This is a genomic window from Methylobacterium sp. Leaf469 (assembly GCF_001424745.1).
Lineage (GTDB): Bacteria > Pseudomonadota > Alphaproteobacteria > Rhizobiales > Beijerinckiaceae > Methylobacterium.
The window spans coordinates 23,157-49,249 of sequence record NZ_LMRE01000008.1 but is presented as its reverse complement, the minus strand read 5'-3'; the positions used below and the strand labels follow the sequence as shown (position 1 = coordinate 49,249).

Sequence of the window (26,093 nt, the reverse complement as noted above, 5' to 3'; positions counted from 1 at the left end):
CGGCTATGGATAATTCTCCGAGCGTCATAGCGCTAAAGATGGTAACGTGGATACGTCAAAATTTTCTAAGAATATTTTTCGCATTTTTTCTTATTTTTATAATATATTTTAGTGTGTTTGTAATCAAGCCGTTTGATGTCAAACCTGACCCGGAAGCAGATGATGTCTCTACCGCTTGGAATGATGCTATTGCGCGCTTAGGAATAGCATCATTATTCCCACCGCAAGAGGATTTTTATGTTGGCGACGTCTGGGCTGTTATTGCGAATACAGAAGATACGCCGCTGCTCGGAAAATCTGTTAGAATAGGGCATATAGAACTGTCGCCAGGAAAAAGGAGATTCTCTCGGCCGCTATTCCCTGACACGAGTCCGTTAGTTAAAGAACAAGAGTATACTAAACAGGACCCTGTTGAGATAACTGAAGACGGTGCAGATGGGAAGATTCGGCTGAATTTGACCGCGTTTCCTGGCGTTACAATATCACGAACGATTGCAAAGCGCGCATCAATAGCGGTCAAGTATCTGAATTTTAACGCCGGCAGTGATGACTCTATCGTAGACGAGCTTCGAATCCCAGTTGCCGAAACTTATGGTGCACCCGCCGGAGAATCCATTGGTGCACTTTCGAAATGGTGTCGGAACGATGATACAAAATTATTTTGTACAGATGCTTACACGAGAAGGCTGCTAGCTTTCTCAATAAGCGATAAAATACTTAATAATGGCGCGTTGATACAACTGCGATTAGTAACTAGGGTATTTTTAATGAGGCGCATCGAGCAAAGAAGACGTCAAGGCAATAATGCGGGGTCGATTGCAACTATTGAATTTGACGGTAGCGGCGTGGTAAAACCAGCTAATGGCAAAGACACCGACACGAACAGTGACACAGGTAGTGGTTCAGAAGCGCCGACTGTCACGCCGGCAAAAGCGCCCCCTACCTACCTTGTATTGAGGGGTCAGAAGTCGAACGGCTTTTCGTTTTCCGCCGCGAGCGCGCTCGATGTTAGTATTCTGCAGACATTCCAAAGGCCATTAGTGTTTGGGTTTCGGACAGTGTCTTTGAATTTAGAACCTGACGGTGATCAAGGAAAGGCAACAAAATGAATTTTCGCATCTTATTGACTTTCAGCTTTGTATCGATGGGACCTATGTCAGCGCATGCCGCGGAACTGGACCTAGCAGAGAGTTGCAAGCCACAACCAGAATGTAGGGTCATCTACGATACAAGTATTAAACCAGGTCCACCAAGTACTGGAATCAAAGACAGGCAGCCACATGGACTTTCTGACCCGGGCATGAAATCTATGGATGCGGGTCCGCGAGGGAATGGGCTGCAAAAAATGAGATGGTAGGGTTGGCCCGCCACCTCGAAGAGATCTCCGCAACTGTGGCGCCCGGCGCCCACGCCGTGCTCTTGCTCGATCAGGCCGGCTGGCACACCACGAAGAAGCTGATCGTCCCCGACAACATCACCCTGCTGCCCCTTCCAGCCCGCTCGCCCGAACTCAACCCGGTTGAGAACCTGTGGCAGTTCCTGCGCGACAACTGGCTCGGCAACCGGATCTTCCAATCCTACGCCGACATCCTCGACCACTGTTGCGACGCCTGGAACAAGCTCATCGCCCAGCCCTGGCGCATCATCTCCATCGGACTGCGCCATCGCGCGCATGGGTGCTGATCAATGAGAGTTGGTATTAGGCACTCTTAGTCCGGATCTGTGCCTGGCGACATGAGGACCAGATCGGCAGCGATCGGCCGCGCCTGTCATTCCTACAAAGCTTGTGTAATTACCTACCCCCTTGCGCGGGTTTGATTTCGCTGATTCCTTCGTGGGATGGGCCGAAGCAATCTGAAGTGGTTGAGCCGCGACGAGCTGATCGAGCTGGTGCTGCGGCCGCAGCGTCCAGAGAAGACCTCACGGACCTCGTCCAAGCCACCGGCTACGGACCGCAAGAAGCAGCAGGAGCAATCCAGGCCTGGTGGTGCCAAGCCGGGCCACGAAGGTCATAGCCGAGTGCTGAGCGACGACCCCGATACGGTGGTCGTGGGATTGCCCCTATTTGGTGGACACCGAGAACGCTTTCGCGTGAGGTGTTTGTCCAATACCGAAGAGCCGTCCCCCTTACCCCATCGAGTTCCGCCGACAGATGGTCGAGTTGGCCCGCGCCGGGCGTGATCCGAACGATCTGGCTCGCGAGTTCGAGCCCTCCGCGCAGGCCATCCGCAACTGGGTGGCCGAGGCCGATCGCAGCGAGGGCCGACGTGAGGCGAAGCCGCCGCCTGCCGATCCGGGCCTGACGGCCGCCGAGCGCGACGAGCTCGTCCGGCTTCGGCGTGAGAACCGACAACTCAAGCTGGAGCGCGATATCCTCTCTCGCGCGACGGCCTGGTTCGCTCGGGAGACCGGAGTTCTCCCCTCGGGGTCTTCCGGTTCATGAGCGCCAACCAGGCCGACTTCCCCATCGCCGCCATGGCGCGCACGCTCGGCGTATCGAAGGCCGGGTACTATGCCTGGGTCGACCGGCAGCCCTCGGCGCGACGGTTGGCAGACACAGCCCTGCTGAAGCGGATTCGCACCATCCATCTCGGCTCGCACGAGACCTATGGTGCACCGCGCGTCCACGCCGATCTACGCGACCAGAGTGAACGGCATTCCCGCAAACGCATCGCCCGACTGATGCGAGAGGCCGGTCTCGTCGGAACCAGCCATCGGCGCGGCGGCCCTGTCACGACGCGGCGAGATCGAGAGGCACGACCGGCCCCAGACCTCGTCGACCGCAACTTTGCGGCTACCGCCCCGAACCGGCTCTGGGTGGCCGACATCACCTACGTGCCTACGGCGGCCGGCTTCCTCTATCTCGCGGTAGTGCTCGACGCCTTCAGCCGCCGGATCGTCGGTTGGGCGATGACCAATCACTTGCGCTCGGAATTGGTCCTGGACGCTCTGGAGATGGCTGTCACCCAGCGCAGGCCCTGCGACGTGATTCACCACTCCGATCAGGGCTCGCAATATACGTCGCTGGCCTTCGGCAATCGCTGCCGGGAGGCTGGTGTGCGACCCTCAATGGGCTCGGTCGGCGATGACTACGACAACGCCATGGCCGAAAGCTTCTTCTCGACCCTCGAATGCGAACTGCTCGCCCGCCGCCGCTTCCGCTCGCAGGCCGAGGCCCGGATGGCTTGCTTCAGCTATATCGAGGGCTTCTACAATCCGCTGCGCCGGCACTCGGCGCTCGGCTACCGCTCGCCTGTCGTCTACGAGAATGAAACCCGCTCGGACCCGTTGCCCGAGACCTTGCTCAGCCAAACCCCCTGAACCGTCCACAGAAACGGGGCAATCCCAGTCGCATCGTCCACCCGAGTATCTCCAGCACCGATGCCGGATCAGAAGACCAAAAGGCTGAACGCCAACAAACCTCGGAGCAAGGCGGTCTACGCCCGATGCCTACGGCCTGCGGTGTGGGTCTTGGACCGCTACACTGCCCAGCAGGGCCATGCGGCCGCGCACCAGACCTGCCTCGCTCATCTCGCCCGCGACGTTGCCTACGCAGTCGAGACCAGCGATGATCCGGTTCCCTGGCGCCTGCAGCTCTGGCTGCGATCCGTGTTCGCGCTGCCCGAGCGCGTCACCGATCTCGCCACCTCGACCCTGCTCGCCAGGCACCGGAGCCTGGATCGCCAACTCACGGCCATCCTCACGACGCCGAGCCGTTGAGATCTCCCCGCAATCCGGAGGCCAATATCGCCCGCGCCCACGATCAGCTTCTCGTCTTCCTCGATCATCCCGGCGTGGTCGAGCCGACCAACAACGGCTCCTGCGCCCGTCCGTCGACCAGCGGAAGATGATCAACGGCTTCCGCGCTATGTGGGCCGCCGAGGGCGAAGCCGCCCTCCGCTCCGTCGTCGATACCGCTCGCCTCACAGGCAGCAGCCCCCTCGGCACCATCCTCAAGACCGTCGGCGCCTGAACCCACCCGTCACGGGGGTGGGTAATTACAAGCTTGTTCCTAGAAGGCTCGTTCTGCAAGTAGAGCGAGAAGCGGAATTAAAATTGAAACATAACACTGGCAAAAGTCGAAAGGGCTCTTACAACAACCGTAATGGTGATTGACCCGCTCGCTGCTAGGTAATTACCAGTGTATACTTCAGGGCTTCACCTATAACTAATGGCCGAGACGAAAGCGAAAAGGCAAAAAAATGGAGCACATTTCTCAATTATATCATGTTTTTACTATTAAAATTCAAATATAGTTCCAAAATCTGATTCAAAAATTTCATCGATTATGTTAACAAGTCGGCAATTTTTAAACGCTTGGAGATCGCCGCAGATGTATTTGCAGGCCGCTCAATAAAACGAACAAATGCCTCAACCGCCGCTTGAGTTGTTGATGCAGATGCAAACTGTGAATACTTTCTTGACTCTGCTATAATTATAGATATATTGATTTCTGGGTCTTTTAGCTGATCGATAGTGTAACCTTTACCGAGGCCATGAGTCCGATTACATTGGAACAAACCATAACTCTCTTCCGGAGCAGGCGATTTAGCATTAGGATCAAGTCCAGACTCTGCAATTGCGTTTGCTAAGATCGCCAGAAGATGCTGATCCTTTACAAAGCCGGCCCGCTTGAAGCGATCAACGATCAAATCCCCATATTTATGACGTACCTTAGGGACGCCGGCGGCGGTCAAATCGAAGCGGTTCGCAGCATCACTTGACGGCTCTGAAGATGAAATAATTCGTATGGCAGCAACGCGAACTGTTGAATACTCGGATATGCGGACACTGTCATTCTGATTTCCCCCCAGTAGGCGAATCTTTTTCCCATCAGGGGTAAAACCTACAAAGAAGGCAACGTGGCCGCTCGTGATTGTACCCGGCGATGGAGTAAGCACTACGACCGCCCCTAGGGGTATGTCATGTGCGCCAAGGGGTACTCCCAGACCTCCCCAATTCTTCCAATGTGCAGCGACCGCCGCTCCGGTTGGGACCGGATTACGCGTATCCGCCCTCTTTATGCAGAATGCCGCGAATGCACCGCACCAATGAGGAATACTGGCTCCAACGGGTCCGTAATCCGTCGAGGCAAAATAAGCTTTGATCCGATCTGGCTGATTTGCTTCGGTCACACCTGCCGCTTCTTCTTGTCGCGCTACACTTAGCCATAAAGCAGCTTGCGAACCCGGTTCCGAGCCCGTTGTCGCTGCAGGCAATTCGTCGGATGCGTAAGTCTTTATCTTGTCAAAGGCGCCGTCTAGTAATGAAGAAAGAATGACTTCCGCGCGTTTAACAAAATCTGGAATTGTGGTAGACATCTTTAATCCAGAAAATTGTGGCTTCTCTGTAATGGCGTTGAGCTGAGTATCTATTAATACATCTGATAGCTTCTTTGCTGGATTTGCCTCCAGTTCACGAATATTTACTGCGGTGATGACATCAAACAAGTAACAATTAAAAAGATCGGCATAGCTTGGAATAAAAGGGTCGTTTTTATTAGGAAGAATGGCAGCTAGAGCGCTGCTCATTTGCTTAGCATCTGCATACATTCGATACATAGCTGCGTATATCTGCAAAGTGGGATAGCGCTTATCTGACGACAACATTCCGGTTGCTACAACTAGGCCACTGGCGAGAAAGCTGTCCCACTCCGAATCGCGAAGACGAAAGGGCCCATCGACTACACCAGCGACGAGTGACCGAACACTCGTCATATTCGTCTCGAACAAAGCCCGTGCAATAATAAAATCGGCAGTAACAAACCATGGTGCTACTTTAGGCTCTACATTTAAAACTCGCTCCAAAAGGGTGCATTGCCGCACAAAATTCTCAGGATCAAGTGGATGAGGTGAAGGGTCTTCAACTTCCGTGCAGTTGGCCCTACGTACCCATCCATCCGCAACCCCAGGGGGGATCAACACATTGATCCAATCAACACCTGACTCAGTAAACGTCTTCCCCGTACCGAACACAATCGTGCCGGTCACGAACGCATCGAAACTATCATCGCTCCCGGGCGTCGCCCGAACAGCACTGAGACGATCAACCCTATAAGCCATCTGCTGCTCCAGGTCTTGTCTTGAACACCGCAAGGGCTGCCTTGAACAAATCATCAGTTAATTGCCGGTCTAGCTCCGGATCGCGCAGGACTAATTTATCGGCCAATGAGCGCCGGAGATCAGGTATACGGTTCCGAATTTGATCGGCAGTCGCGGACTGTGAAATTGGCGGTGTCTGATTGAGAACAGCATTCATAATCTTGATTAAGTCGCTGTTTCCCGCTATACCTTGCTGAAATCGCTCCATTTCGTATATATTTTTATGAAGCGCTGGATTGCATAATGGTCTGTCGACGGCCTTACTTGCCTCCTGAAGCGTCAGAGCGCCTGTTACTCCAGTTAGCGCCATCGATGTATTAGCATATAGATACTGTTGGTACGCCTTTATCCTAGCTCGTATATTCGAAATGGCCGCTCGGTCCATATCTGTGATTTCATTCGGCGGAGAGCATAAATTTTTCAATACAGGTTTTATATATGGGGCTGAGTAACTAGCACTACGATCATTCGTAAAAAGATCCGAATATCTGGTGGTTTCGAACGTCTGTGTTTCCCGAGAGTATCTGCGGGGAGCCGTTTGCATGCGCGGGGTGATTGGTCTCGCCCCAATTGCGTTTGCGCCGACCAACGGTCGGCGGACCATGTCCTCAAGCGCTGCAGGGCCGCCATTCTCGAAATTCACAACCGTAAGATTGATTTGGTTTTCGATTGTAAACGGCATGCATATGCGCAAATACTGACGCAATGCGTAAATGGCTTGCGGACGGGAAGTCAGTACCCTTCCCCGCAAGGTCGATCGAAATCTTGTTTGACTACCAAGAACGACGGCTTGGACAGTAGAATGATTTACCTCTAAAAGAAATCTAGCATTGACATTATTAAATGTATCCCTCGCGAAACCAAAGGCCGCGCCAACTATGCCGATTGCTGCTGTTCCAACTTTCGTCGCGACTAATATAGCCTGTGTAGCATTTTGTGTGGATCCAATTTGTTGAAGAATTGGCCCAGTCGACCGTCTTTGCTGATCAAGCCATGACAGATAAGCGTCACATCTCTGATCTATATCATTCATCCCCGCTTCGACGAATGTCGACCAACTTATCGAACACGCGACGCCATCAAGTCCACCTGCCTGGCGACAAATCTGGTTGATGTATAGCTCTTGTAACACCGTTTGGTCGTCTATCGATGTGTACTCCAAATTCGTCCCAATCCCATCAGCGACGAGGCGAGGGTCACCAGCTATGCAGCCTGCCATATCCAAGGATAAAACGACGACGAGGGCGCGGAAGCATAATGACCGCATCAGAGTCCCCCTGCGGAATCATAAACTTACAGGGAAGGGATCATGGAGATCGCTACCAAACTAGTGCTGTAATGCCACACTGGCCAGCGACGCTGCAAAACACTGCGTTTTCCCATACCTAAAAAATTCATTCGCTCTTTCTGGATTGATATCCAAAAATTGTTATGTTGATGTCAGAAACGGATATGGCTGGTTCCTCGCACCAGTCTCATGCTTGCGAGTGTTCGGGATAGGCGTTAAGCCGCCGATTGAAGCAATCCGAACGAACGTCCGATTTCATGGCTTTGCTTCCATGAAACAGACCGGCAAAAGTCCACCCAACTCGGTGATCCCCGCATGTCCGATAGACGGTTGTTCAACGGACACGTGGGTCTCAACATATGAGATCCGCTGGCACGAAGGGGACGGTCTTCTCACAAGACCCGTCGGCTGATCCTTTCAATGATGGGGGCCAAACGTACACTTGTCTCCATGACGACCATCCTGTTCGTCTACGCCCGTTGTCCGTCCGAACAGTCCGTTTGTGAGCCTCGGGTCAGCCCTTATCTTCCCGTTCAAGCTAAAGTGACGGCATAGCGCGGGAGCAGCTTCATCTCGGAAGCCTTCGTTTCGAGCGTGTACCCCCCGTACTTCCCGCCCTCCGTTCGAGGAGCGTGTCCTTGGATTGCGTCCAGAACCGACTCCCTCTCCCACACGCGCGACCACGGGTCTTGAAGCTGTGGCGCCAGCCGTGGTTGGGATCGACGCCAACGTCGTCGATCCCGAGCTTGCGGACCCATGCCGCCAGCCGCTCCCCCACCTTCTTCGAAATCGGGTTGCCGGCCGAGCCGCCGCGACCGCGTGCGGGATCGTAGAACAGAGGACCCGTCCGCATTCCGACGTAGTTTAGGAACCCCATCTCGATCAGATGCGGGTGGATCGGTACGTCCCGGAACTGCCCCGTCTTCACCGTGCCCGCCTCCGGGGTGATGCGGAGAAACGGCACACCGCCCTGTTCAAGCACGTCCTTGCAGCGCAACTGAGCGATCTCGCCGACACGGGCACCGGAGTAGGCGCAGAGCCACGGAACCCACCGGCGGGCCGCCGCGTGCTCGGGACTGAGGCGCCCACCGTGGGGTGCAAGGGCTGCCGCGAGGATCTTCGACGCCTCGGCCTCGGTGAAATCACGGTCGCGCAGCACCTGCGCCTCGACGACCTTGACCCGGACGTCCGTGCAGGGGTTGATCGCCACCTTCCGCTCGCCCTTGAGCCAGCCGAACAGCGCCTTGGCCGAGGCGAGGTAGACGTCGCGGATGGTCTTGTTGCTGCGCCCCTGCGTCCTGAGCGTGTCGACCCAATTCGACACGTCGTCCGGGGTGATGCGGGCGAGGTCGTCGTGGCCGACGGACGCTTCCAGCGTCGCCAGGGCCGGCCGCCAGCGCTTCCGGGTGGAGGCCGCGAGCCTCGATTCCTCGGCGTACCTCGCGAACCACTCCTCCAGCGGCAGGACGAGAGCCGCCGGCTTAGCCTGCATCTTTGGGAAGCGCCCGGCCATCGGGTCCGGACTAAAGTCCCCGTCGAGATAGTTCAGGCTCTGGTCGACGGCCTGGAGGATCGCCTTGGCGATCGCGTAATCCAGTGCGCGGCGCGACCCTGGGTGCACGAGCAACCCCTTGCGGGCGAGGTGGGCGTCGATCTCGGCCCCGTAGAAGCGCATGAACTCGGTGCGCTGCTTCGGACCCGTATCGGCGATGTAGCGCTCGATGACTCCGGTCGCGAGCAGGTTGAAGACAGGAGAGAACTGGCCAGTTCGGAACTTAGGGATGAGGTCCTCGTAGAACTCGCCCGCGATGGCATGGACCTCCAGCATGTTCAGATGCTGCACGCCGGACCGCAGGTTCGCCCAGCGGGCCTCGACCAGCGCCGCGTGCGCGCAGTGCCTGCGCTTGGCCTCGCCGACCTCCTTCGTCCTGAGGCTGGCCTTCTCCTCGCGCCGGCCGACGACCGCCACGAGATCCTTTGGGACCCGCTTGCGGAACCAGAAGACGCCGGTCTTGGGATGGGGCCAGGGACGCGACATAGCGAGAACCACGTGTGTACCACCCGTGTGTACCACCGGACGGCCGCGAAATCGCTGTTTCCCTTGAGGAAGTCTGAAAATAAAGGCTTTTCAGGCCAATTGGCGGAGAGGGGGGGATTCGAACCCCCGATGCCCTTGCAGGCATGCCGCATTTCGAGTGCGGTGCATTCAACCGCTCTGCCACCTCTCCGCGGGGGCCTCGATGAGACGAGCGCGGCTTAGCATGGGTCGTGTGAGAGTCACAAGGCGGGCGGGGGAGAAAAGTCGCGGCGCTCAGGGCGCGGGGCGAAAGGTGTTCATTTGCGCCCGCAGGGTCTCGGCGAAGCGGGTGGCGTCGTGGCGGTCGCGGATGCGGGCGGCGAGGTTGGTGGGTGGGGGCGTTCGGGCGGCGGCCAGGATCGCGGCGGCGAGGGAATCCGGTATCAGGGCGGCGAGGCCGTCCGGGTCGGCCTCCGTCCCCTCCAGGAGGGCGCGGTGGGCGGGGATGTCGCTCGCCGCGATGGGGAGGCCGCGGGCGAGGGCCTCCAACAGGGCGAGGGGCTGGGCTTCGGCGCGGGAGGGAAAGACCGCGAGACCGATTCCGGCGAACGCCGTCTCGGGCGCCCGCTCGCCCGCGAAGGTCACGGCCGCGTCGAGGTCCAGGGCAGCGATCCGGCGGCGCAGGCCGGCAGCGAAGCCCGCGTCGAGTTCCGGCCCGACCAGGGTCAGATGGGCGTGCGGATGCGCCGTCCGCAGGCGCGCGAGGGCCTCCACGGCGAGATCCTGTCCCTTGCGCGGCACCACGGCGCCGACCACCCCGAGGGTCGACAGGGGATCGCCGTCCGGCCTCGGGAGCCGGGCGAGGGGCGGGAGCGGGTTGGGGATCAGGGCGGAGGGCAGGCCCACGGGCGGGGCGACATGCGGGCTGATGCGGATGCACGCATCCGCCAGCGCGGCGCGCAGGCGCGCCGCGCGGCCGTGTCCCGCATCGGCGTGGAGGTGCCAGAGCACGAAGGGGCGTGGACGCAGGCTCCGGGCAGCGAGGCCGTAGACGTAGAGGGACGGCTCGTCGTGGACGTGGATCACGTCCGGGCGCAGGCGGCGCAGGGCCAGGGTTTCGCGCGCCACGAGACCGGCGAAGCGCGGCAGAACGGCGAGCTTGCGCCATCGGCTCGAGAGCGGCCGGGACGGGAACAGCGCCGGGCTGCGCTCGTCGGCCTCCGCGAGGGGCGCCCGCACGGTGACGGCATGGGCGGGGCGGAGGGCCTCCGCCGCCGCGAGCAGCACCCGCGTAGAGCCACCGCGGGTGTCGTACAGGGTGGGAAGCAGGATCTTCACGGGATCCGGCGCGCCCGAGCCCGCGCGATGGAGCCGGGTCGGGCGCGCCGGGCGATCATGCGGCGGTTGTCGAAGGGCCGGTCGAGACGTCGGCCAGGGCCGCCGCCACCTTGCGGGCAAAGGCGACGGGGTCGCGCGGCGTGTCGCCGTCCTGGACCCGGGCGAGGTCCAGAAGGGTGCCGGCGGCATCCGAAATGTCGGCCTCCGCCGCGACCCGGTCGGCCAGCGACCGGATCAGGGGATGGCGCGGATTGATCTCGAGGACCGGCAGACTGCCGCCGCCGCGCCCGGCCCGGCGCAGGAGCCGCTGCATCTGCAGATCCGGCCCGGCGCCGGAGGCGGAAAGCACCACGGCGCTCTCGACCAGGCGGTCCGTGGCGCGCACCTCGGAGACGTCCGCCGTCAGCGCAGCCTTCAACGCCGTCACCAGGGCCTCGACGGAGGCCGGGACCTCGGCGCCGTCTTCATCGCCCGCGAACTTCGCGAGGTCGACAGCGCCCTGCGTGATGGAACGCAGAGGCTTGTCGTCGAACCGGCCGAGGGTTTCGGGCCAGAACGCGTCGACATGGTCGGAGAGCAGCAGCACCTCGATGCCGCGGGCGCGGAAGCCTTCGAGTTGGGGCGAATTCCGCAGGGCGTCGGCATCGTCGGCGACGAGGTAGTAGATCGCCTCCTGGCCATCCTTCATCCGCGCCACGTAATCGGGGAGCGAGGTCCACCCCTCCACGGCGGAAGAGTGGAAGCGCAGGAGCGGGGCGATCTCGGCCCGGCGCTCATGGTCTTCGTAGATGCCCTCCTTGAGGACGGGGCCGAAGTTCTCCCAGAACGGCGTGTAGCCCTCCGCGTCCTTGGCCCGGTTGGTGAGCTCGGTCAGGACTCGGCCCGTCACCGCGCGGCGGATCTTGGTAAGCACCGGAGTCGCCTGCAGCATCTCGCGGGAGACGTTGAGCGGCAGGTCTTCGGTGTCGACCACGCCCTGGACGAATCGCAGCCAGGAGGGCAGCAGTTCGGCCTCGTCGGTGATGAACATGCGCCGGACGTGCAGGCGCACCTTGCTGGCGCGCTCGTTCTCCACGGCCTGGAACGGCTTCATGCCGGGTACGAACAGCAGCGCCGAGAATTCGAGGGCGCCTTCGGCCCGCCAGTGCAGGGTCGCCCACGGCTCATCGAAGTTCATGCCGACATGGCGGTAGAACGCCGTGTACTGCTCGGGCGTGATCTCGGATTTCGCCTTGCGCCACAGGGCGGTGCCCTGGTTGACCGTTTCCTCCTTGCCGTCCTCCACGAGGGCGATGGGCACGGTGATGTGGTCGGCCCATTTGCGCACGACGTGGTCGAGTCGGTAGCCTTCGAGGTACTCGTTAGCATCCTCCTTGAGGTGGAGCACGATATCGGTACCGGGCTCGGGGCGCGTCGCCGGCTCGAGGGTGTAGCTGCCTTGACCTTCCGAGGCCCAGGTCCAGGCCTCGTCCGATCCGGCACGGCGCGACGTGACGGTGACACGGTCGGCAACCATGAAGGCGGAGTAGAAACCGACGCCGAACTGGCCGATGAGGCTCGGCCGGTCCTCCGCCTTGGCGTCCCCGAGGGACTGGCTGAAGGCGCGCGTGCCCGAGCGCGCGATGGTGCCGAGGTTCTGAGCGAGCTCGGCCTTGGTCATGCCGATGCCGGCATCCGACAGGGTCAGGGTGCGAGCGTCCTTGTCGGGGACGATGCGGATCTTGGCGTCGGGCGGCAGGGCGGAGGCCGCATCCGTGAGGGCCTCGAAGCGGCGCCGGTCCATGGCGTCGGCCGAATTCGCCACGAGTTCGCGTAGGAAGATCTCACGGTCGGAATAGAGGGCGTGGACCACGAGGTCCAACAGGCGCCCGACCTCGGCACCGAATTCGTGCCGCTCCACGGTGTCGCTCAAGGGTCCGCCTCCGAATGGTGTGATGGGAAGGGTATACCGGAACGGGCGTCCCCGCCGGGACATCCCCGACGGTGCCACTGCGACGGGGCTACCCGAATGCGCGCGATATGCGCGTGGGGGGGCGGAAATTCAATGCCGCACGTGGGTGCGGTGCAACCTTCGCGGCGTTCGAGCGTAGCCAAGCCTTCCCATCCCGACGCCAAGGAGACGCCGCGTGGAACCGATGAAGCCGATGAAACCCATGGAGCCGATGAAGCCCATGGAGCCGATGAAGGGCACCGAGCCTTGGTGGCCGCAGGAGCTCGGCCAACCCGCCAGCAGCGGCGGCCAGAACGACATGCGCTACGCGTTCTTCCCCGATGCTCACCGTCTCCTCGTCGAGATCGACGGCCAGCGCACCACCTACGACAGCGGCGATCACCGGATCTCCGGCGTCCAGCAAACCAACGGAACGGCGCCGCGCTTCTCGAGCCAGAACGGCGACGTCGCCCTGAACGACCTGAAGGTCGTCGACTGACACCACGGAGACGGCCCCGCGTCGCCATCGGGTCTATCAGATTTGGGCGGCGACGCGTTGGCCATGATCGCCGAGGCCACGCTTAGCCGCCTGGGCGTTGACGATCCCGAACCGCAGGACCGCCTGTTCGAGATAGTCGATGGCATCGGTGAGGCGTGTCCGCGCGGCTGCCAGCGCCTCAGCGCCATCCTCGGGCCTTGTCTCGGCCAGCCCGACCGCTGCGATGAGAACGCGGTCCCGCTCCTCCTCGATGCGACGGTCGCGCTCCACATGGCCTCGGACATCCGCATCGAAGGCCTCGATCACAGCCCACGGCAACTGTTCGGCGCCGCCCAAACCGGAGAATGCTTTTGCTCGACGGCGGCCCGTAGCCGTAGCGCGTGCAACCTCTTCCGCGAGCTTGGTGGTCATGTGCATTACCCATCGAGTGCCATGGCCAGTCGCATGCTCGCAGCGCTGGCACCGTTGCGGTGGTTTTAGCACCACCTGGGCATTTTGATATCGAACGGCAGCTGGAAGCGCCTTCGGTAGTGGGACACAGGACGAGCGGGACGAGGTTAGCGAACGACCGTTCGATGATGGCCTGCCGCGAGGCAGGTCGTCATTTTCTACCCGACCCGCCCGACGGTGCTCGGCGAGAAGGTCACCGTTCGTATGAGACGGGCATCGAAACCGGGAGTGCTCGGATGCGATCCGGATGGATGCCGGGCCGTCGCCGGATCGTGCTCTTTCAAAGAAAATCAAGCGTCAGGCGGCGCGCACCGTGGCGAGAAAGTGGGACACCTGGGCGCTGAGATCTTCGGATTGGCGCGACAGTTCCGATGCGGAGGAGAGGACCTGCGCGGCGGCGGCGCCGGTCTCCTCGGCCGCCATCGCGACGCCGGTTACGTTGCGGGTGACCTCCCCGGTTCCGGCGGCGGCTTCGCTGACGTTGCGGGCGATCTCCTGGGTCGCGGCGCCCTGCTGTTCGACGGCCGCCGCGATGGAATTCGCGACGTCGCTGATCTCGCGGATGCGGGTCGTGATCCCCGCGATGGCCGTGACCGCCTGACCCGTCGAAGCCTGGATCCGGCCGATCTGACCGGTGATCTCGTCGGTGGCCCGGGCTGTCTGGTTGGCGAGTTCCTTCACTTCCGAGGCGACCACGGCGAAGCCCCGTCCGGCCTCGCCGGCGCGTGCCGCCTCGATGGTGGCATTGAGCGCCAGGAGGTTGGTCTGGCCCGCGATGGTCGAGATCAGCGCGACCACATCGCCGATGCGGGCCGCCGTCTCGCTGAGGTCGCGCACCAGGGCAGCGGTCTCGCTCGCTTCGGACACGGCGAGGCGCGACAGCTTCGCCGACCCGTGGACCTGCCGGCCGATCTCCGCGACGGAGGAGCCGAGCTCCTCGGCGGCCGCGGCGACGGTCGTGACGTTCCTGGCCGCTTCGTCCGATGCCGCGGCCACGCCCGTCGAGCGTTCCGCGGTCTCGGAGGCCGTGGCAGAAAGGCTGCCAGCCGTCGCCTGGAGTTCGGTCGCCGCAGCGCTCACCTGCGCGATGATGCCGCCCACCGCCGCCTCGAACCGATCGGCGAGGCCGAGGGTCGCCGACCGGCGCTGGGCTTCGGCGTCCAGGCGGGCGAGGCGGGATTCCTCCTCGAGGACACGGGTCGCGATGATGTTGTCCTTGAACACCTGGACGGCGCTCGCCATCGCGCCGATCTCGTCGCCCCGACCGGCGCCCGGAACGGTGATCCCGGTGTCGCCGTCAGCGAGGCGGCCCATGGTCTCCGTCATCCGGCGCAGGGGCCGACTCACGCCGAGGGCGAGACCGGCGGCGGCGCCACCGGCGATCACCAAGGCGACGCCGACGAGGATCAGGGTGGTGAGGAGTGCCGTGTCGTAGGTGTCCTGCGCATGGGCGCCGCTCACGCTCGCCTCGCGCTCCTCGAGTTCGGCCATCTTCTGCAGGGGGCCGAGCACCAGATTCACCCCCGTCGACATGTCGGTGTTGTAGATGCGTTGCGCCGTGGCGGTCTCTCCGGCCTTCACGTGCGCGATGACGGAGGCCTGCAACGCCTTGTAGGCGACCCAACTCGTCCGGAAGGCCGCCGTCAGGGCTTCGGCCTCCGGTGATTTCGACCGCGCTTCGAATGCGGTTTGGAGGGTGGTCATTTCGGCTTCGCGCTTGGTCAGGGTCGCGAGGATCTCCGCGCGCAGCTCGGGCGTATCGGCGGTGATCACCCGGGCTCCGTTGGTACGGGTCCGCAGGACCAGGACCTGGATCTTGCCGAGGAGTTGGATGTTCGGCAGGCGCTCGTCGCGCATCTCGCGTGCGACGGTGTTCACGGCGTGCAATTGCAGGAGTGCCGAGCCTCCGATTCCCGCGACGAGCAGAAATACGAGGCCGAAGCTCAGGAACAGCTTCGTCCGGATAGACAATGTGCCGAGGAACATGATGCGCGAGCCATACTGATGGTGAACCGACAAACGATGCCTGCAGAACGTTAAATAAGTTCTCCACTTGTTGAGACGAATGTCTTACAAGAAAAATTCAGCAATCATTCCCGTCGATCCAATAATCGGCATCAATACGTGATCGAATTCCCGCACTCAGATAACTAAGGACGCAGAAATCCTTGTTAGTTTGGAATTTTCGAAGATTTACAACCTGGATGATTGGGCGAGAGTCTATTTCCCACCCAATTTCCTCGAATGACGTCGGCGAACACCATCTCGATGATTTCGAGTGGCTTTTACAACGGCGAGTTGATCGGCGAACTCCCGTTCAAAAATCCGGTGCCTGCCGCCACGCCGCGATCGCGACGCGCGAGAGGGGCGGCCCGACGGGACGCCCCCCGCTCCGATGCCCTTACCCGCGCCCCAACGCCGCCGAGATGAGCCGCAATCCATCGGCGCTGTCCCATTCGGCCGGCCCTTTCATAACCCCGAGGGTGCAACCGGCGCCATCGATCAGAAGGGTCGTCGGCAGGCCGAGGGACCCGGTGGCCTTCTGGATCGCCGGCAGGACGCGCCCGCCCGGATCGGCGTAGTAGGTGAGTTCGGCGATGCCGTTCTGGGTCAGCCAGGCCGGCGGTGCGTCGAGGTTGCGGGTGTCGATGTTGATGGCCACCACGGAGAAATCGGCGCCGCCGAGTTGCGCCTGCAGCCGGTCGAGGGCCGGCATCTCGGCCTTGCACGGCGCGCACCAGGTCGCCCACAGGTTGACGAGCCGGAGGCCCTTGATCCCCTCCAGGGTGGCCTCGGTGCCGTCCGGCCCCTTGAACGCCAGGGCGGGTGCGGGAACCGGCTTCGGAGAGACCTGCAGGGCGGCCACCTGGCCGCGCGCCAGCGGCGCGATCCGGCCAGCCGCCTCGGCGGAACCTGCACAGGGCGCGGCGGAGTTGCCGCCGGTCGAGCCCGTCCCGTATACGGCAAGCCCCGCGCCGAGCGCGGCGACGAGGATGGCTCCGGCGGCCAGTGTGAAGCGGGCGCCGGGCATCATCGTTGCGTCTCGGGCTTGGCAGGCGGGGCGACTGGAAGGATCAGGGACAGCATGAGCAACCGGATGTGGGGCGGGCGCTTCGCGAGCGGCCCCGCCGAGATCATGGAGGAGATCAACGCCTCCATCGGGTTCGACAAGCGCCTCGCGCCCCAGGACATCCGCGGCTCCCTGGCGCACGTGGCGATGCTGGGGCAGGCCGGCATCCTGCCTGCCGCCGATGTGGCGGCGATTCAAGACGGTCTCAAGGCCGTGCGCGATGAAATCGAAGCCGGCGGCTTCGTGTTCAAGCGCGAACTCGAGGACATCCACATGTCCGTCGAGAGCCGGCTGACCGAGATCGTCGGCCCGGCGGCCGGGCGGCTGCACACGGCGCGTTCCCGCAACGATCAGGTGGCCACCGATATGAAGCTGTGGGTGCGCGACACACTCGACGGCCTCGACATTCAGGCCGCCGGCCTCCAGCGGGCGCTGGCCGAAAAGGCGCTGGCCCATGCTGGTACGGTGATGCCGGGCTTTACCCACCTGCAATCGGCCCAACCGGTCACTTTCGGTCACCATTGCCTCGCCTATGTCGAGATGCTGGCGCGCGACCGCGGCCGGTTCCGCGATGCCCGTGCCCGTCTCAACGAGTGTCCTCTGGGTGCCGCCGCGCTCGCCGGTACGTCCTTCCCCATCGACCGGCACGCCACCGCCGCGGCCCTGGGTTTCGACCGGCCGACGGCGAACTCCCTCGATTCCGTAGCCGACCGCGACTTCGCCCTCGAATCCCTCGCCGCTGCTTCGATCTGCGCCGTGCATCTCTCGCGCTTTGCCGAGGAACTCGTGGTGTGGACCTCGGCACAGTTCGATTTCGTGCGCCTGTCGGACGGTTATACCACCGGCTCGTCGATCATGCCGCAGAAGCGCAACCCGGACGCGGCCGAACTGGTCCGGGCCAAATCCGGACGCGTCATCGGCGCCCTCACGGGCCTTCTCGTCGTGATGAAGGGCCTGCCGCTCGCCTATTCCAAGGACATGCAGGAAGACAAGGAGGGTACGTTCGACGCCCTCCAGGCCCTGTCCCTGTGTCTTGCCGCCATGACCGGCATGGTGCGCGACTTGGAGCCCAACGCCCCCGTTCTCGCGCGCGCCGCCGGCTCCGGCTACGCCACGGCCACGGACCTCGCCGATTGGCTCGTGCGGGAACTCGGCTTGCCGTTCCGTGAGGCCCACCACGTCACCGGTCGCCTCGTCGGGACTGCCTCCGCTCGGAGCATCGGCCTCGAGGAGCTGACCCTCGACGAGATGCAGGCGGCCGAGCCGCGGATCACCGACGCGGTCTATGCGGTCCTGGGCGTGGAGAACTCGGTGTCGAGCCGCACGAGCTACGGTGGGACGGCCCCGGACAATGTGCGGGCCCAGGCCACGCGCTGGCTCGAACAACTCGGGAAAGACGCCTGAGAACCCGGCCCGCACGAAAAAAGCTGGGCGGTGACGCGTGGCGTTCACGGCCCAGCTATGTGATCCTGCCTAGATCAGGCCCGAGCCCTTCGGAGATCGCGCGCATGCCCGTCGAGAGTTGGATTACGCCGGACGACACCCCCGTTTTCGCGGCGCAGGCCACGGACCGCATCGACGTCGCCCTGGCTCGCCTCGGCGAGGCCGAGCGTGCCGCGTTCTGGGCCTCCGTTCGCAAATGCTACAACACGCCGTATAACGATCCGAAGCCGCGCCGCCTACCGACGGTGCAGATCACCGCTCCGGTGCCGTCGCCGCCTCCGGTCCAGTCCATCGCTCAGGCGCAGACCATCCCCCTCGAACGGCCGATGCCTGGCCGCGACGTTCCGATGGCCGCGATGCCGGTCCCCAGCTTTGCCATCGAGGCCCACGCGTCCTGAGGGCCGGCCGTGGACCCAAACAACATCGATGCGAAGGCAGAGCGCCGGAGCATCGCACCGGTCGAGCAGTCCGGTCCGATGCCCGCGCGTCCCACAAGGTTTCCCCATGCACCTCGACGTCCGCCGCTGCCTCATCCTCGGGCTCTCGACGGCCCTCCTGTGCGGGCCGACCGCCCTGACCGGCGCCGGATCGCCCCTCGGCGCCGGCGTCGCCCAGGCGCAGGAGGCGGCTCCCGAGGAAGCCGAATCCCCACGCAAGCGCCGCCGTACGCGCGACGCGAAGGGCACGGCCAAGCCCGTGTCGGCGCCGGGAATGCAGCAGGCGACCCCCGTGGCGATCTTCGGAGATTGGAACGTCTTCGCCAGCGGGCAGGGCAGGACGCGGGTCTGCTACGCCATCGCCCAGCCGACGACGCGCTCGCCCAAAACCCTCAAGCGGGACACGGCCTACCTGTTCGTCACCGTTCGCAAGGCCGAGAACATCCAGAACGAGGTCGCGGTGATGCTGGGCTTCCCGGCCAAGCCCGCCGGAAGTCAGGCAGGTGGCGCCGCCAAACCCGGCGCGGCCGCGACGGACCCGGCGATCCACCTCGGCGCCACGCGCTACGGCCTCGTGACCAAGGACAACAACGCCTGGCTGCAGAACCAGGCCGAGGAAGCGCGCGTCGTCACCGAGATGGCCCGCACGGCCAAGCTTCAGGTCAGAACCACGTCCCTCAAGGGAAATCCGACGAGCGACGAATACGCTCTGGCAGGCTTCAACGAAGCCATGAAGCGCACCCGCGACGAGTGCAAGTGAACGGGCACTTGTGAACAGGCGCTACTGAGCACGCGAACTTCGACGCGGGAAAGCCGCGCCTCCGAAAGGGCACGGCGTTCCGTTTCGATCGCGTGCGGGCGTCTCAGACGGCGCGCAGGCGTCTGTCCTGCACCGGGCGGCCCCGCGCACCCGACCGGGCCCGGAACCGCTCGCGCGCGGCGCGTGCCGCCTGCTCGACGCTGCCGAACACCGTCCCGTCGAGGGGGTCGAAATCGCGCTGCGAGGAGAAGAATCGCACGCCGCCATGCTCCGGTACCGCGATTCCGGCCGTCACCTCTCCGATCTCGATGACTCGCGTCGGCGCGGGCACTCGCGCGGCGCGGAGCGACCGATCGACGTGCAGTTCGTTGCGAGCCCGGATGGCCTGCAGCTCGGTGAGCGGCGGAACGGCGGGACGGCGATTCAGGGCGAGGGCGGTGGTTTCAGCGTGATGATATGACATGGGATCGGAAATTCCTGATGCCGGCGCGCGGCCGGACTTCGCATTGCGGGACGGTCCATTGTGTGGTCAGCGTCGACAGCAATCGCGGGTGTTCAGGTAAGACCGAGGTAGGAATACAGTCAGCACGGCAAGTCATCCTCATCGAGCAAGGACCACGAGGCGCGGGCGCATCGCAGTGCTTTAGCGTTTGGTGACGCGGCGCAAGCTACACACTTCAAATCACCGCGGTGCAGAGGCGGTGAAATCCGCCGCCGAACACCCCAAAGATGCTGTGCGGCGGCCTATTCGTCAACGGATCGATCTTTCGAATGCATGGTCCAACGTGGCAGGATGCGCCTCCAACGGGGTCCCGCACGATGGCTTCCTTCGGTTGGGCGTCAGGCGGTGGCAACCACCTCCGCAAACGCCGAAAAATCGGTGAACACCCGCGCGGCACCGGCGGCGATGAGATCGGCGCCCGTGCGGTCGTGGGCCCAGTGACCGCCGCCGACGAAGCCTGCGACACGCATGCCCGCCGCCCGGGCCGCCTGGACGCCCGGCACGCTGTCCTCGACGACGAGGCAGGCGCCCGGTCGGATGCCCATGGCGGCGGCGGCATGGAGGAACAGGTCCGGCGCCGGCTTGCCGCGCGCCACCATCGTGGAGGAGTAGACCCGGTTCCCGAACAGGGGCAGCAGGCCCGTCAGTCCAAGGGTATGAGACAGGCGGACCGGATCGCTGCTGGACGCGACGCAGTGCGGCAGGGAAAGGCCCGAAATGGCCAGCGCTACGCCGGGCATCGCCGTGAGGCCTTCGTCGAAGGCCCGCAGGGTGTCGGCCTTGACCACATCCACGAAGTCGTCCGGTACGGTGACGGGGTAATCGCGCACGATATGCGCCATGATCGAGACCATCGACGTACCGGCGAAGCGCACGCGGACGGTGTCGACGTCGATGGGCACACCGATGCGGTTGAGTCCGAAGGTGAGGCGAGCGAGGCTGATCGGCTCGCTGTCCACCAGCACACCGTCGCAATCGAAGATCACGAGCGCGAGGGTGGCATGCGGATCGGTGCGCGTCGGTTCGGTCCGAGCGAGTTCGGTCGAAGTCTGTTGAATCAAGGCGGGTCCCCCGGGCGGCGGCGCTGGTTTCGCACGTGCGAGACAGGCACGGCAATGCGGCTCTCGACGCCCGGATCGCCGGGACCTTGCACGGGAAGTCGGGCGCTCGTACTCAGGCAGCGGCCGGCGCGACGCCGGCGGGTGTGACCGGGTGCGATGCTTCGTTTCCTCAGCCGCTTCCTCGGCCTCGTTCTCCTCGCAGGGGGGTTCGTCGGCCTCGTCTATGACGGTGCCCGGTCCATCGCCAACAACGGCGTGCGGATGACGAGCCTGAGTGATCTGCTGTTCACATTGTTCAAGGATCGGGCGAGCGCGCTCCAGGGGGCAGTCGAGGGGGTAGCCCCCTGGCTTTGGCAGATCCTGGTACTTCCCCTCACCCTGGCCCCGGCCGCTCTCCTCGGTCTGGGGTTCGGAGCGGTCCTGCTCTGGCTCGGCCAGCCCGGCCGCGAACCCATTGGTTTCCTTAGCCGGTCTTGAGGCGAAGATCGATCCTCGGCATTCGCGCTCGGACGAGCCCCTTAATCCCCCAAGCCACGTGCCGTCGCGCACGCCGCAGACGGCCCAACGTTTGCGCGCGATGGGGCGGGCCTTATGATCGTGCGTTCGCTCGCGGGTGGATCGCCGCGCGCGGGATCGCCGTGCGTCACATCCTACGGATCTAGGGTCATCTCGATGTTCCGCCTCCTCGTTGCCGCCCTCGCCCTGCCGCTGCTGGCGGCCGCCGCCGTCGCCCAGGCGCCAGCCGCGCCGGGTGGCCGCACGGTGACAGCCACCGGCGTCACCAAGCCGCCGGGCCGGGCCGGCAACGCACCGTTCACCCGTGCCAACACCGAGGCCGATATGGCCAAGGCGCAGCGCGCAGCCGCGACGCGCGACAAGGCATGGGATTCGAAGATGCGCACCACCATGGGGTCCATCTGCAAGGGCTGCTGACGGCGCAGGCGACACGGGATGATCCGATTCACAGGCGTCTCGAAGCGTTTTGCGGATGCCGCCCGCCCCGCCGTCGACGCCATCCACCTGACGATTCCGGAGGGCGAGACCTGCGCGCTCATCGGCCCGTCGGGCTGCGGTAAGTCGACGACCCTGCGGATGGTGAACCGGCTGGTCGAGCCGGATGCGGGCACCATCCACCTCGCGGGTGAGGCTCTCTCCGGCATCGAGCCGATCCGCCTGCGCCGCCGCATCGGCTACGTGCTCCAGGGCGTCGGATTGTTCCCGCATTGGACCGTGGCCCGCAACATCGCGACCGTGCCCGAGCTTCTCGGCTGGTCGAAAACTCGCACCGCCGCGCGTATCGACGCGATGCTTGACCTCGTCGGCCTCGATCCCGACGAATTCCGGGGCCGCCGGCCGGACGCACTCTCGGGCGGGCAGCGTCAACGCGTCGGCGTCGCCCGGGCCCTGGCCGCCGATCCGCCGGTCCTGCTCATGGACGAACCCTTCGGCGCCGTCGATCCCGTGGCGCGCGGTCGCCTCCAGACCGAGATCGGCACGATACTGAAGCGCCTGAACAAGACCGTGATCCTGGTGACGCACGACCTCGACGAGGCCGTTCGAATGGGAGACCGGATCGTCCTCATGCGGGCTGGCCGCATCGTCCAGGCCGATACGCCCGATCGTCTGCTCGCACGACCAGCCGACGAGTTCGTGGCGGACTTCGTCGGGCCTGACCGGGCCCTCCGGCGTCTCGCCGGCCTCGACGTCGGTGATCTCGCCCGGCTTGGATCCAGCGAGGACGGGCCGGTCATCGCGTACGATGCTCCCGTGCGCGATGCTCTTTCGCTCATGCTGGAAACGGGTGCCGATCACGTCCGCGTGGCGGGGCTGGACGAGCCGTCGAGCCTCAGTCTCGCGGCCATCCGCGCCGCCTCGGCGCCCGCCGGTTAACCCGGCGGGCTTCGCGCGGCCTCAGGTGCCCGGCGTCAGCTTCAGGATCTTGCCACCGGCACCATCGGTGACGGCATACACCGCACCGTCGGGCCCGACCTTCACGTCGCGGATGCGTTCACCCAGGGGAATGCGCTCCTCGGTGACCACCTTGTCGCCGTCGAGCTTGATCGCCACGAGGCCACCGCTGGAGAGGCCACCGATGAGGAAGGCATCCTTCCAGGCCGGGAACTTGTCGCCGGTGTAGAGCGCCATGCCGGAGGGGCCGATCACCGGGTCCCAGTAATAGACCGGTTGGGCGGTGCCGCCCGCCTGGGTCTTGCCCTCACCGATCTTCTCGCCGGAGTACTCGATGCCGTAAGTCACCTCGGGCCAGCCGTAATTCACGCCGGGTCGCGGCCGGTTGAGTTCATCGCCGCCGCGCGGACCGTGCTCGACGGTCCAGAGCCGCCCCTGCGGGTCGAGGGCGGCGGACTGGACATTGCGATGCCCGTAGGACCAGATCTCGGGTTTGGCCTTCTCGCCGCCCGTGAACGGGTTGTCCTTGGCGGCATTGCCGTCGGTGTCGATACGGAAGACCTTGCCGAGGCCGCTTGTGAGATCCTGGGCCTGGACCCGCGGGCCCTTGTCGGAGCGCTCGCCCACGGTGACGAACAGCTTGCCGTCCGGTGCGAAGACGAGACGCGAGCCGAAGTGCTTGTCGCCGTCATAGGTGGGCATCTGACGGAAGATCACCTTCACCTCGTCGAGGCGAGCGACGCCCTTGTCCTCGATGAGCTTGGCGCGAGCCACCGTCGTGCCGTTCCCCTTCTCCCGCGGTTCGGCATAGCTGAAATAGATCAACCGATCGGCGACGAAGCTCGGGCTCAGCGCGACATCGAGAAGACCGCCCTGGCCCTTCGCATCGACCTTCGGCACGCCGGGGATCGGTGCACCGGGCGTGCCGTCCTTCGAGAGGATCCGCAGGGTGCCGCCCTTCTCGGTGACCAGCATGCGGCCGTCGGGCAGGAACTCGAGGGCCCACGGACTGTCGAGGCCCTTGGCCACCGTTTCCGTCTTGACCTTGGTGGCCTCGGCGGGCTTCGGCGCCCGGGTCTGGTTCGGCAGAAGCGGCTTATAGGTCGTGTTGGGTGCCTCGGTCTCGGCGGGCGTCGTGCCGGCGGCGTCGGATGTCGGCGCAGTGAAGGCCTCGCCCTCGACCCGTGGCTGCCGAGGTGCGGTACCGCCCGCCTCCTGTGCGATGGCGCCCAAGGGGGGACCGGCGAGGGCGAGGGTCGCGAGCAGGGTCTGGGAGATGCGCTTCACGTCGGATTGTCCTCCATGGCGGCGAGATGCCGTGTCCGGTCCTATCGCAATCGGGTCTTGTCGTGGCCTGACTTTGCCGAGACTGGATCCTACCATGTCCAGCCGCCCCACGAACGGGGCAGCCGAACGCTCCCGTCCGGCTGCCGAAGCGCGCACGAGTAGAGAGCACATGGGGCCAGAGGGGCAGTTTGGCGAGTCCCGCCGGGTGACGGAGCGCGGCCTTTCGCGAGGGTGCGTCGCCCGGAGCCTGCCGTGAGTGGCAAACGAGCCCACGCCTCCGACATTGTTCGGGGGGCAGGGATTCGGGGAGGCAGGGATTCGGGGAGGCGGGGGTTCGAGGAGGCAAGGTTCGGTGGAGGCGAGCGTTCGGGTCGGTGGACAACGCGTGAGGCGGCCGGTGTGCTGCCCTGCGGACGGCGCGCACCGCCTTGACCGCCCGACCCAGCATTGCCAAGTCTCGTGACGAAGCGCCGCCGATGATGCGGCGCACCCGCCCGACCCGGACGGGACGCGCTCCGGCGCGAAGGCATACGAAAGGGACAAAGATGGCGACGGTGAAAGTGACCGACGCGAGTTTCGAGCAGGACGTTCTCAAGTCCGTCGAGCCCGTCGTGGTGGATTTCTGGGCGGAGTGGTGCGGTCCCTGCCGGCAGATCGGCCCGGCCCTCGAGGAGATCGCAACCGATCTCCAGGGGCGGGTGAAGATCGCCAAGGTGAATGTCGACGAGAACCCCGGCATCGCGGCGCAGTACGGCATCCGTTCGATCCCGACGCTGCTGATCTTCAAGAATGGCGAACTCGCCAGCCAGAAAGTCGGCGCGGCGCCGAAGGGCGATCTCTCGCGCTGGATTCAGGCGAGCGCTTAAGCGCGCCGTTGACCACTGGAAACCGAAAGCCCGGCGCTCGCGCGCCGGGCTTTTTTGTCCGTCGTCTCGGCCCCGAACAGAGAAGGCCCAGCCTTGCGGCCGGGCCTCCCAAGTTCCGGATACCGGAAGTTCTACGGCCTAGTACGAGCCGAACTTGTAGTTCAGGCCGGCGCGGACGACGGCGAACTCGGTGTCGCGGCCACGCGTTCCGCCGGTAGCGGTAGCGTAGGGGGTGCCGGTGCGGAACTGCAGGCCGGTGCTGTTGGACACGGCGAACACGTTGCTGGCGGCGGTGCGATCGAGGTTCACGTACAGACCTTCGACCTTCAGCGTCACGGCGGACGAGCGGAAGAAGTTCAGGAAGGAGTCGGTCGGGAGAGCGTACTCGATACCACCGCCGGCAGCGTAGCCGGTGCGGAAATCGTCGTTGCCACGGAAGCCGCCGAACGAACGCTCGGCGCTGCCGGCGCCGTAGGCGAAGCCGCCGGTGCCGTAGAACAGGACGCGGTCGAAGGCGTAACCGATACGGCCGCGCACGGTGCCGAAGTAGTCGAGGCTGGAGATGCCGTTCGGGTTGACGAACGTCAGATCCGGGTTCGGGGTGCCGACGAAACCGGCGACGCGGTTGCGGTCACGACCGAAGTCGACGTACTGGGCGTCGGCCTCGACACCGATCACGAAGCCGGAGCCCGGCGTGAACTGGTAGTTGTAGCCGATCTGGCCACCGCCCGTGAAGCCTTCCTGCGAGCGGCTGTTGTTGTAGATCACAGCGCCGTTGCCGCCGACCAGGCCGGGAGCGCGGAAGATGCCCGAAGCGCCCGTGGCGACGACGGCCGGGGTGGCGACGTCGTTACCGGCGTCGAAGCCGTAACCGGCGTTGAAACCGGCGTAGAAGCCGGTCCAGGTGAACACCGGCACCGGCACGAACACCGGCGGAGCGGCGCGGCGCGGAAGGTCGGCGGCCGTGGCGGCAGCCGTGAGAGCCGTGAAGGCTGCGAAAGACGTCAGAAGCTTTTTCATTTTTTATGATCCCCAGCGAGTTGCCCGATCGAAGGGCAAGCTAACCGACTTTCCACAGCCAAGATGTAGCGTTGGAGCCACACTGGCGGGGCCGATAGCGGCCAGGCCGGTGAGGG

22 protein-coding genes, 1 tRNA gene and 3 pseudogenes are annotated in these 26,093 nt (G+C 63.8%); 13 read left to right on the top strand and 13 right to left on the bottom strand.

What is annotated here, in order from left to right; all coding sequences use genetic code 11:
- The first annotated feature begins 5 nt into the window (after positions 1–5).
- The 5 genes and pseudogenes from ASG60_RS22575 to ASG60_RS06935 all read left to right on the top strand — a co-directional run.
- Positions 6–1,109 (top strand): hypothetical protein, encoded by a 1,104-nt coding sequence (locus ASG60_RS22575; protein ID WP_156398831.1) that lies wholly within the window; start codon positions 6–8, stop codon positions 1,107–1,109.
- Positions 1,110–1,368: 259 nt separating this feature from the next.
- Positions 1,369–1,683 (top strand): annotated as a pseudogene (locus tag ASG60_RS06950) (transposase); the annotation flags it as partial.
- A 156-nt stretch (positions 1,684–1,839) separates the two neighbouring features.
- A pseudogene (locus ASG60_RS21850) lies at positions 1,840–2,049 on the top strand (IS66 family transposase); the annotation flags it as partial.
- Between the two features lie 58 nt (positions 2,050–2,107).
- Positions 2,108–3,321, top strand: a protein-coding gene (locus ASG60_RS06940) for an IS3 family transposase (RefSeq protein ID WP_156398830.1) whose coding sequence is annotated in 2 segments (ribosomal slippage) — positions 2,108–2,387 and positions 2,387–3,321 — 1,215 coding nt in all. Because the reading frame shifts where the segments join, the coding sequence is not laid out codon by codon here.
- A gap of 132 nt (positions 3,322–3,453) precedes the next feature.
- Positions 3,454–3,973, top strand: a pseudogene (locus ASG60_RS06935) (transposase); the annotation flags it as partial.
- 313 nt (positions 3,974–4,286) lie between these two features.
- Here ASG60_RS06935 and ASG60_RS21845 read toward each other — a convergent pair.
- The 6 genes from ASG60_RS21845 to htpG form a co-directional block, all read right to left on the bottom strand.
- Positions 4,287–5,990: a transglycosylase SLT domain-containing protein gene (locus ASG60_RS21845; RefSeq protein WP_162244780.1), complete on the bottom strand. Its 1,704-nt coding sequence runs from the start codon at positions 5,988–5,990 to the stop codon at positions 4,287–4,289.
- Positions 5,991–6,051: 61 nt separating this feature from the next.
- Entirely contained in the window at positions 6,052–7,368 is a 1,317-nt protein-coding gene (locus tag ASG60_RS22570; protein WP_156398829.1) for a hypothetical protein, read from the bottom strand.
- 589 nt (positions 7,369–7,957) lie between these two features.
- Complete coding sequence (locus ASG60_RS06930) at positions 7,958–9,427, bottom strand: DUF6538 domain-containing protein (RefSeq protein ID WP_056384681.1); 1,470 nt, start codon at positions 9,425–9,427, stop codon at positions 7,958–7,960.
- Positions 9,428–9,527: 100 nt separating this feature from the next.
- Positions 9,528–9,617 (bottom strand) — tRNA-Ser (locus ASG60_RS06925).
- An 83-nt stretch (positions 9,618–9,700) separates the two neighbouring features.
- Positions 9,701–10,744 carry a glycosyltransferase family 4 protein gene (locus tag ASG60_RS06920; protein WP_056384679.1) on the bottom strand — a complete coding sequence of 348 codons (1,044 nt, stop codon included), beginning with the start codon at positions 10,742–10,744 and terminating at the stop codon, positions 9,701–9,703.
- A gap of 55 nt (positions 10,745–10,799) precedes the next feature.
- Positions 10,800–12,656: a molecular chaperone HtpG gene (htpG, locus tag ASG60_RS06915; protein WP_056384677.1), complete on the bottom strand. Its 1,857-nt coding sequence runs from the start codon at positions 12,654–12,656 to the stop codon at positions 10,800–10,802.
- Between the two features lie 223 nt (positions 12,657–12,879).
- Between htpG and ASG60_RS06910 the strand changes: the two genes are divergently transcribed.
- Positions 12,880–13,173: a hypothetical protein gene (locus ASG60_RS06910; protein WP_056384675.1), complete on the top strand. Its 294-nt coding sequence runs from the start codon at positions 12,880–12,882 to the stop codon at positions 13,171–13,173.
- A 36-nt stretch (positions 13,174–13,209) separates the two neighbouring features.
- Here the strand turns inward: ASG60_RS06910 and ASG60_RS06905 are convergent, their stop codons facing one another.
- From ASG60_RS06905 to ASG60_RS06895, 3 genes are all read right to left on the bottom strand, one after another.
- Positions 13,210–13,584 (bottom strand): hypothetical protein, encoded by a 375-nt coding sequence (locus ASG60_RS06905; protein WP_056384707.1) that lies wholly within the window; start codon positions 13,582–13,584, stop codon positions 13,210–13,212.
- A 336-nt stretch (positions 13,585–13,920) separates the two neighbouring features.
- The gene (locus tag ASG60_RS06900) at positions 13,921–15,609 is read right to left on the bottom strand and encodes a methyl-accepting chemotaxis protein (RefSeq protein ID WP_056384705.1); all 1,689 of its coding nucleotides are present in this window, start codon (positions 15,607–15,609) and stop codon (positions 13,921–13,923) included.
- Positions 15,610–16,024: 415 nt separating this feature from the next.
- Positions 16,025–16,657 carry a TlpA disulfide reductase family protein gene (locus ASG60_RS06895; protein ID WP_082531652.1) on the bottom strand — a complete coding sequence of 211 codons (633 nt, stop codon included), beginning with the start codon at positions 16,655–16,657 and terminating at the stop codon, positions 16,025–16,027.
- Between the two features lie 51 nt (positions 16,658–16,708).
- Here ASG60_RS06895 and argH point away from each other — a divergent pair, with 51 nt between their 5' ends.
- From argH to ASG60_RS06880, 3 genes are all read left to right on the top strand, one after another.
- Positions 16,709–18,097, top strand: a complete 1,389-nt coding sequence (argH, locus tag ASG60_RS06890) for an argininosuccinate lyase (protein ID WP_056384673.1) — start codon at positions 16,709–16,711, stop codon at positions 18,095–18,097.
- A 104-nt stretch (positions 18,098–18,201) separates the two neighbouring features.
- On the top strand, positions 18,202–18,534 hold the full coding sequence (locus tag ASG60_RS06885) for a hypothetical protein (protein ID WP_056384671.1): 333 nt from the start codon (positions 18,202–18,204) through the stop codon (positions 18,532–18,534).
- A gap of 106 nt (positions 18,535–18,640) precedes the next feature.
- Entirely contained in the window at positions 18,641–19,333 is a 693-nt protein-coding gene (locus tag ASG60_RS06880; RefSeq protein WP_056264072.1) for a hypothetical protein, read from the top strand.
- Positions 19,334–19,436: 103 nt separating this feature from the next.
- Here ASG60_RS06880 and ASG60_RS06875 read toward each other — a convergent pair whose 3' ends face one another.
- Together ASG60_RS06875 and ASG60_RS06870 are read right to left on the bottom strand one after the other, a co-directional pair.
- The gene (locus tag ASG60_RS06875; RefSeq protein ID WP_082478993.1) at positions 19,437–19,697 is read right to left on the bottom strand and encodes a hypothetical protein; all 261 of its coding nucleotides are present in this window, start codon (positions 19,695–19,697) and stop codon (positions 19,437–19,439) included.
- 476 nt (positions 19,698–20,173) lie between these two features.
- A complete protein-coding gene (locus ASG60_RS06870; protein WP_056384701.1) occupies positions 20,174–20,821 on the bottom strand; it encodes an HAD-IA family hydrolase in 648 nt (215 codons plus the stop codon).
- A 231-nt stretch (positions 20,822–21,052) separates the two neighbouring features.
- Here ASG60_RS06870 and ASG60_RS06865 point away from each other — a divergent pair, with 231 nt between their 5' ends.
- From ASG60_RS06865 to ASG60_RS06855, 3 genes are all read left to right on the top strand, one after another.
- Positions 21,053–21,373 carry a hypothetical protein gene (locus ASG60_RS06865; protein WP_056171245.1) on the top strand — a complete coding sequence of 107 codons (321 nt, stop codon included), beginning with the start codon at positions 21,053–21,055 and terminating at the stop codon, positions 21,371–21,373.
- 195 nt (positions 21,374–21,568) lie between these two features.
- Positions 21,569–21,829, top strand: coding sequence for a hypothetical protein (locus ASG60_RS06860; RefSeq protein WP_056171246.1), 261 nt, complete (start codon positions 21,569–21,571; stop codon positions 21,827–21,829).
- Positions 21,830–21,847: 18 nt separating this feature from the next.
- Positions 21,848–22,786, top strand: coding sequence for an ABC transporter ATP-binding protein (locus tag ASG60_RS06855; RefSeq protein WP_056384669.1), 939 nt, complete (start codon positions 21,848–21,850; stop codon positions 22,784–22,786).
- Between the two features lie 21 nt (positions 22,787–22,807).
- Here the strand turns inward: ASG60_RS06855 and ASG60_RS06850 are convergent, their stop codons facing one another.
- Entirely contained in the window at positions 22,808–24,091 is a 1,284-nt protein-coding gene (locus ASG60_RS06850) for a PQQ-dependent sugar dehydrogenase (RefSeq protein ID WP_056171250.1), read from the bottom strand.
- A 545-nt stretch (positions 24,092–24,636) separates the two neighbouring features.
- On the opposite strand from ASG60_RS06850, the gene trxA reads away from it, so the two are divergent.
- Positions 24,637–24,957, top strand: a complete 321-nt coding sequence (gene trxA, locus ASG60_RS06845; RefSeq protein WP_056088302.1) for a thioredoxin — start codon at positions 24,637–24,639, stop codon at positions 24,955–24,957.
- A 138-nt stretch (positions 24,958–25,095) separates the two neighbouring features.
- Here trxA and ASG60_RS06840 read toward each other — a convergent pair whose 3' ends face one another.
- Positions 25,096–25,977 carry a porin family protein gene (locus ASG60_RS06840; protein ID WP_056171252.1) on the bottom strand — a complete coding sequence of 294 codons (882 nt, stop codon included), beginning with the start codon at positions 25,975–25,977 and terminating at the stop codon, positions 25,096–25,098.
- Positions 25,978–26,093: the final 116 nt, after the last annotated feature.

What these genes read in the sequence shown, in the direction of transcription:
- ASG60_RS06880 (WP_056264072.1), top strand. Translation starts at nt 18,641, where the DNA reads ATGCACCTCGACGTCCGCCGCTGCCTCATCCTCGGGCTCTCGACGGCC.
- ASG60_RS06865 (WP_056171245.1), top strand. Translation starts at nt 21,053, where the DNA reads ATGCTTCGTTTCCTCAGCCGCTTCCTCGGCCTCGTTCTCCTCGCAGGG.
- ASG60_RS06885 (WP_056384671.1), top strand. Translation starts at nt 18,202, where the DNA reads ATGCCCGTCGAGAGTTGGATTACGCCGGACGACACCCCCGTTTTCGCG.
- ASG60_RS06860 (WP_056171246.1), top strand. Translation starts at nt 21,569, where the DNA reads ATGTTCCGCCTCCTCGTTGCCGCCCTCGCCCTGCCGCTGCTGGCGGCC.
- ASG60_RS06930 (WP_056384681.1), bottom strand. Translation starts at nt 9,427, where the DNA reads ATGTCGCGTCCCTGGCCCCATCCCAAGACCGGCGTCTTCTGGTTCCGC.
- trxA (WP_056088302.1), top strand. Translation starts at nt 24,637, where the DNA reads ATGGCGACGGTGAAAGTGACCGACGCGAGTTTCGAGCAGGACGTTCTC.
- ASG60_RS06900 (WP_056384705.1), bottom strand. Translation starts at nt 15,609, where the DNA reads ATGTTCCTCGGCACATTGTCTATCCGGACGAAGCTGTTCCTGAGCTTC.
- argH (WP_056384673.1), top strand. Translation starts at nt 16,709, where the DNA reads ATGAGCAACCGGATGTGGGGCGGGCGCTTCGCGAGCGGCCCCGCCGAG.
- ASG60_RS22575 (WP_156398831.1), top strand. Translation starts at nt 6, where the DNA reads ATGGATAATTCTCCGAGCGTCATAGCGCTAAAGATGGTAACGTGGATA.
- ASG60_RS06895 (WP_082531652.1), bottom strand. Translation starts at nt 16,657, where the DNA reads ATGATGCCCGGCGCCCGCTTCACACTGGCCGCCGGAGCCATCCTCGTC.
- ASG60_RS06855 (WP_056384669.1), top strand. Translation starts at nt 21,848, where the DNA reads ATGATCCGATTCACAGGCGTCTCGAAGCGTTTTGCGGATGCCGCCCGC.
- ASG60_RS06905 (WP_056384707.1), bottom strand. Translation starts at nt 13,584, where the DNA reads ATGACCACCAAGCTCGCGGAAGAGGTTGCACGCGCTACGGCTACGGGC.
- ASG60_RS22570 (WP_156398829.1), bottom strand. Translation starts at nt 7,368, where the DNA reads ATGCGGTCATTATGCTTCCGCGCCCTCGTCGTCGTTTTATCCTTGGAT.
- ASG60_RS06910 (WP_056384675.1), top strand. Translation starts at nt 12,880, where the DNA reads ATGAAGCCGATGAAACCCATGGAGCCGATGAAGCCCATGGAGCCGATG.
- ASG60_RS06840 (WP_056171252.1), bottom strand. Translation starts at nt 25,977, where the DNA reads ATGAAAAAGCTTCTGACGTCTTTCGCAGCCTTCACGGCTCTCACGGCT.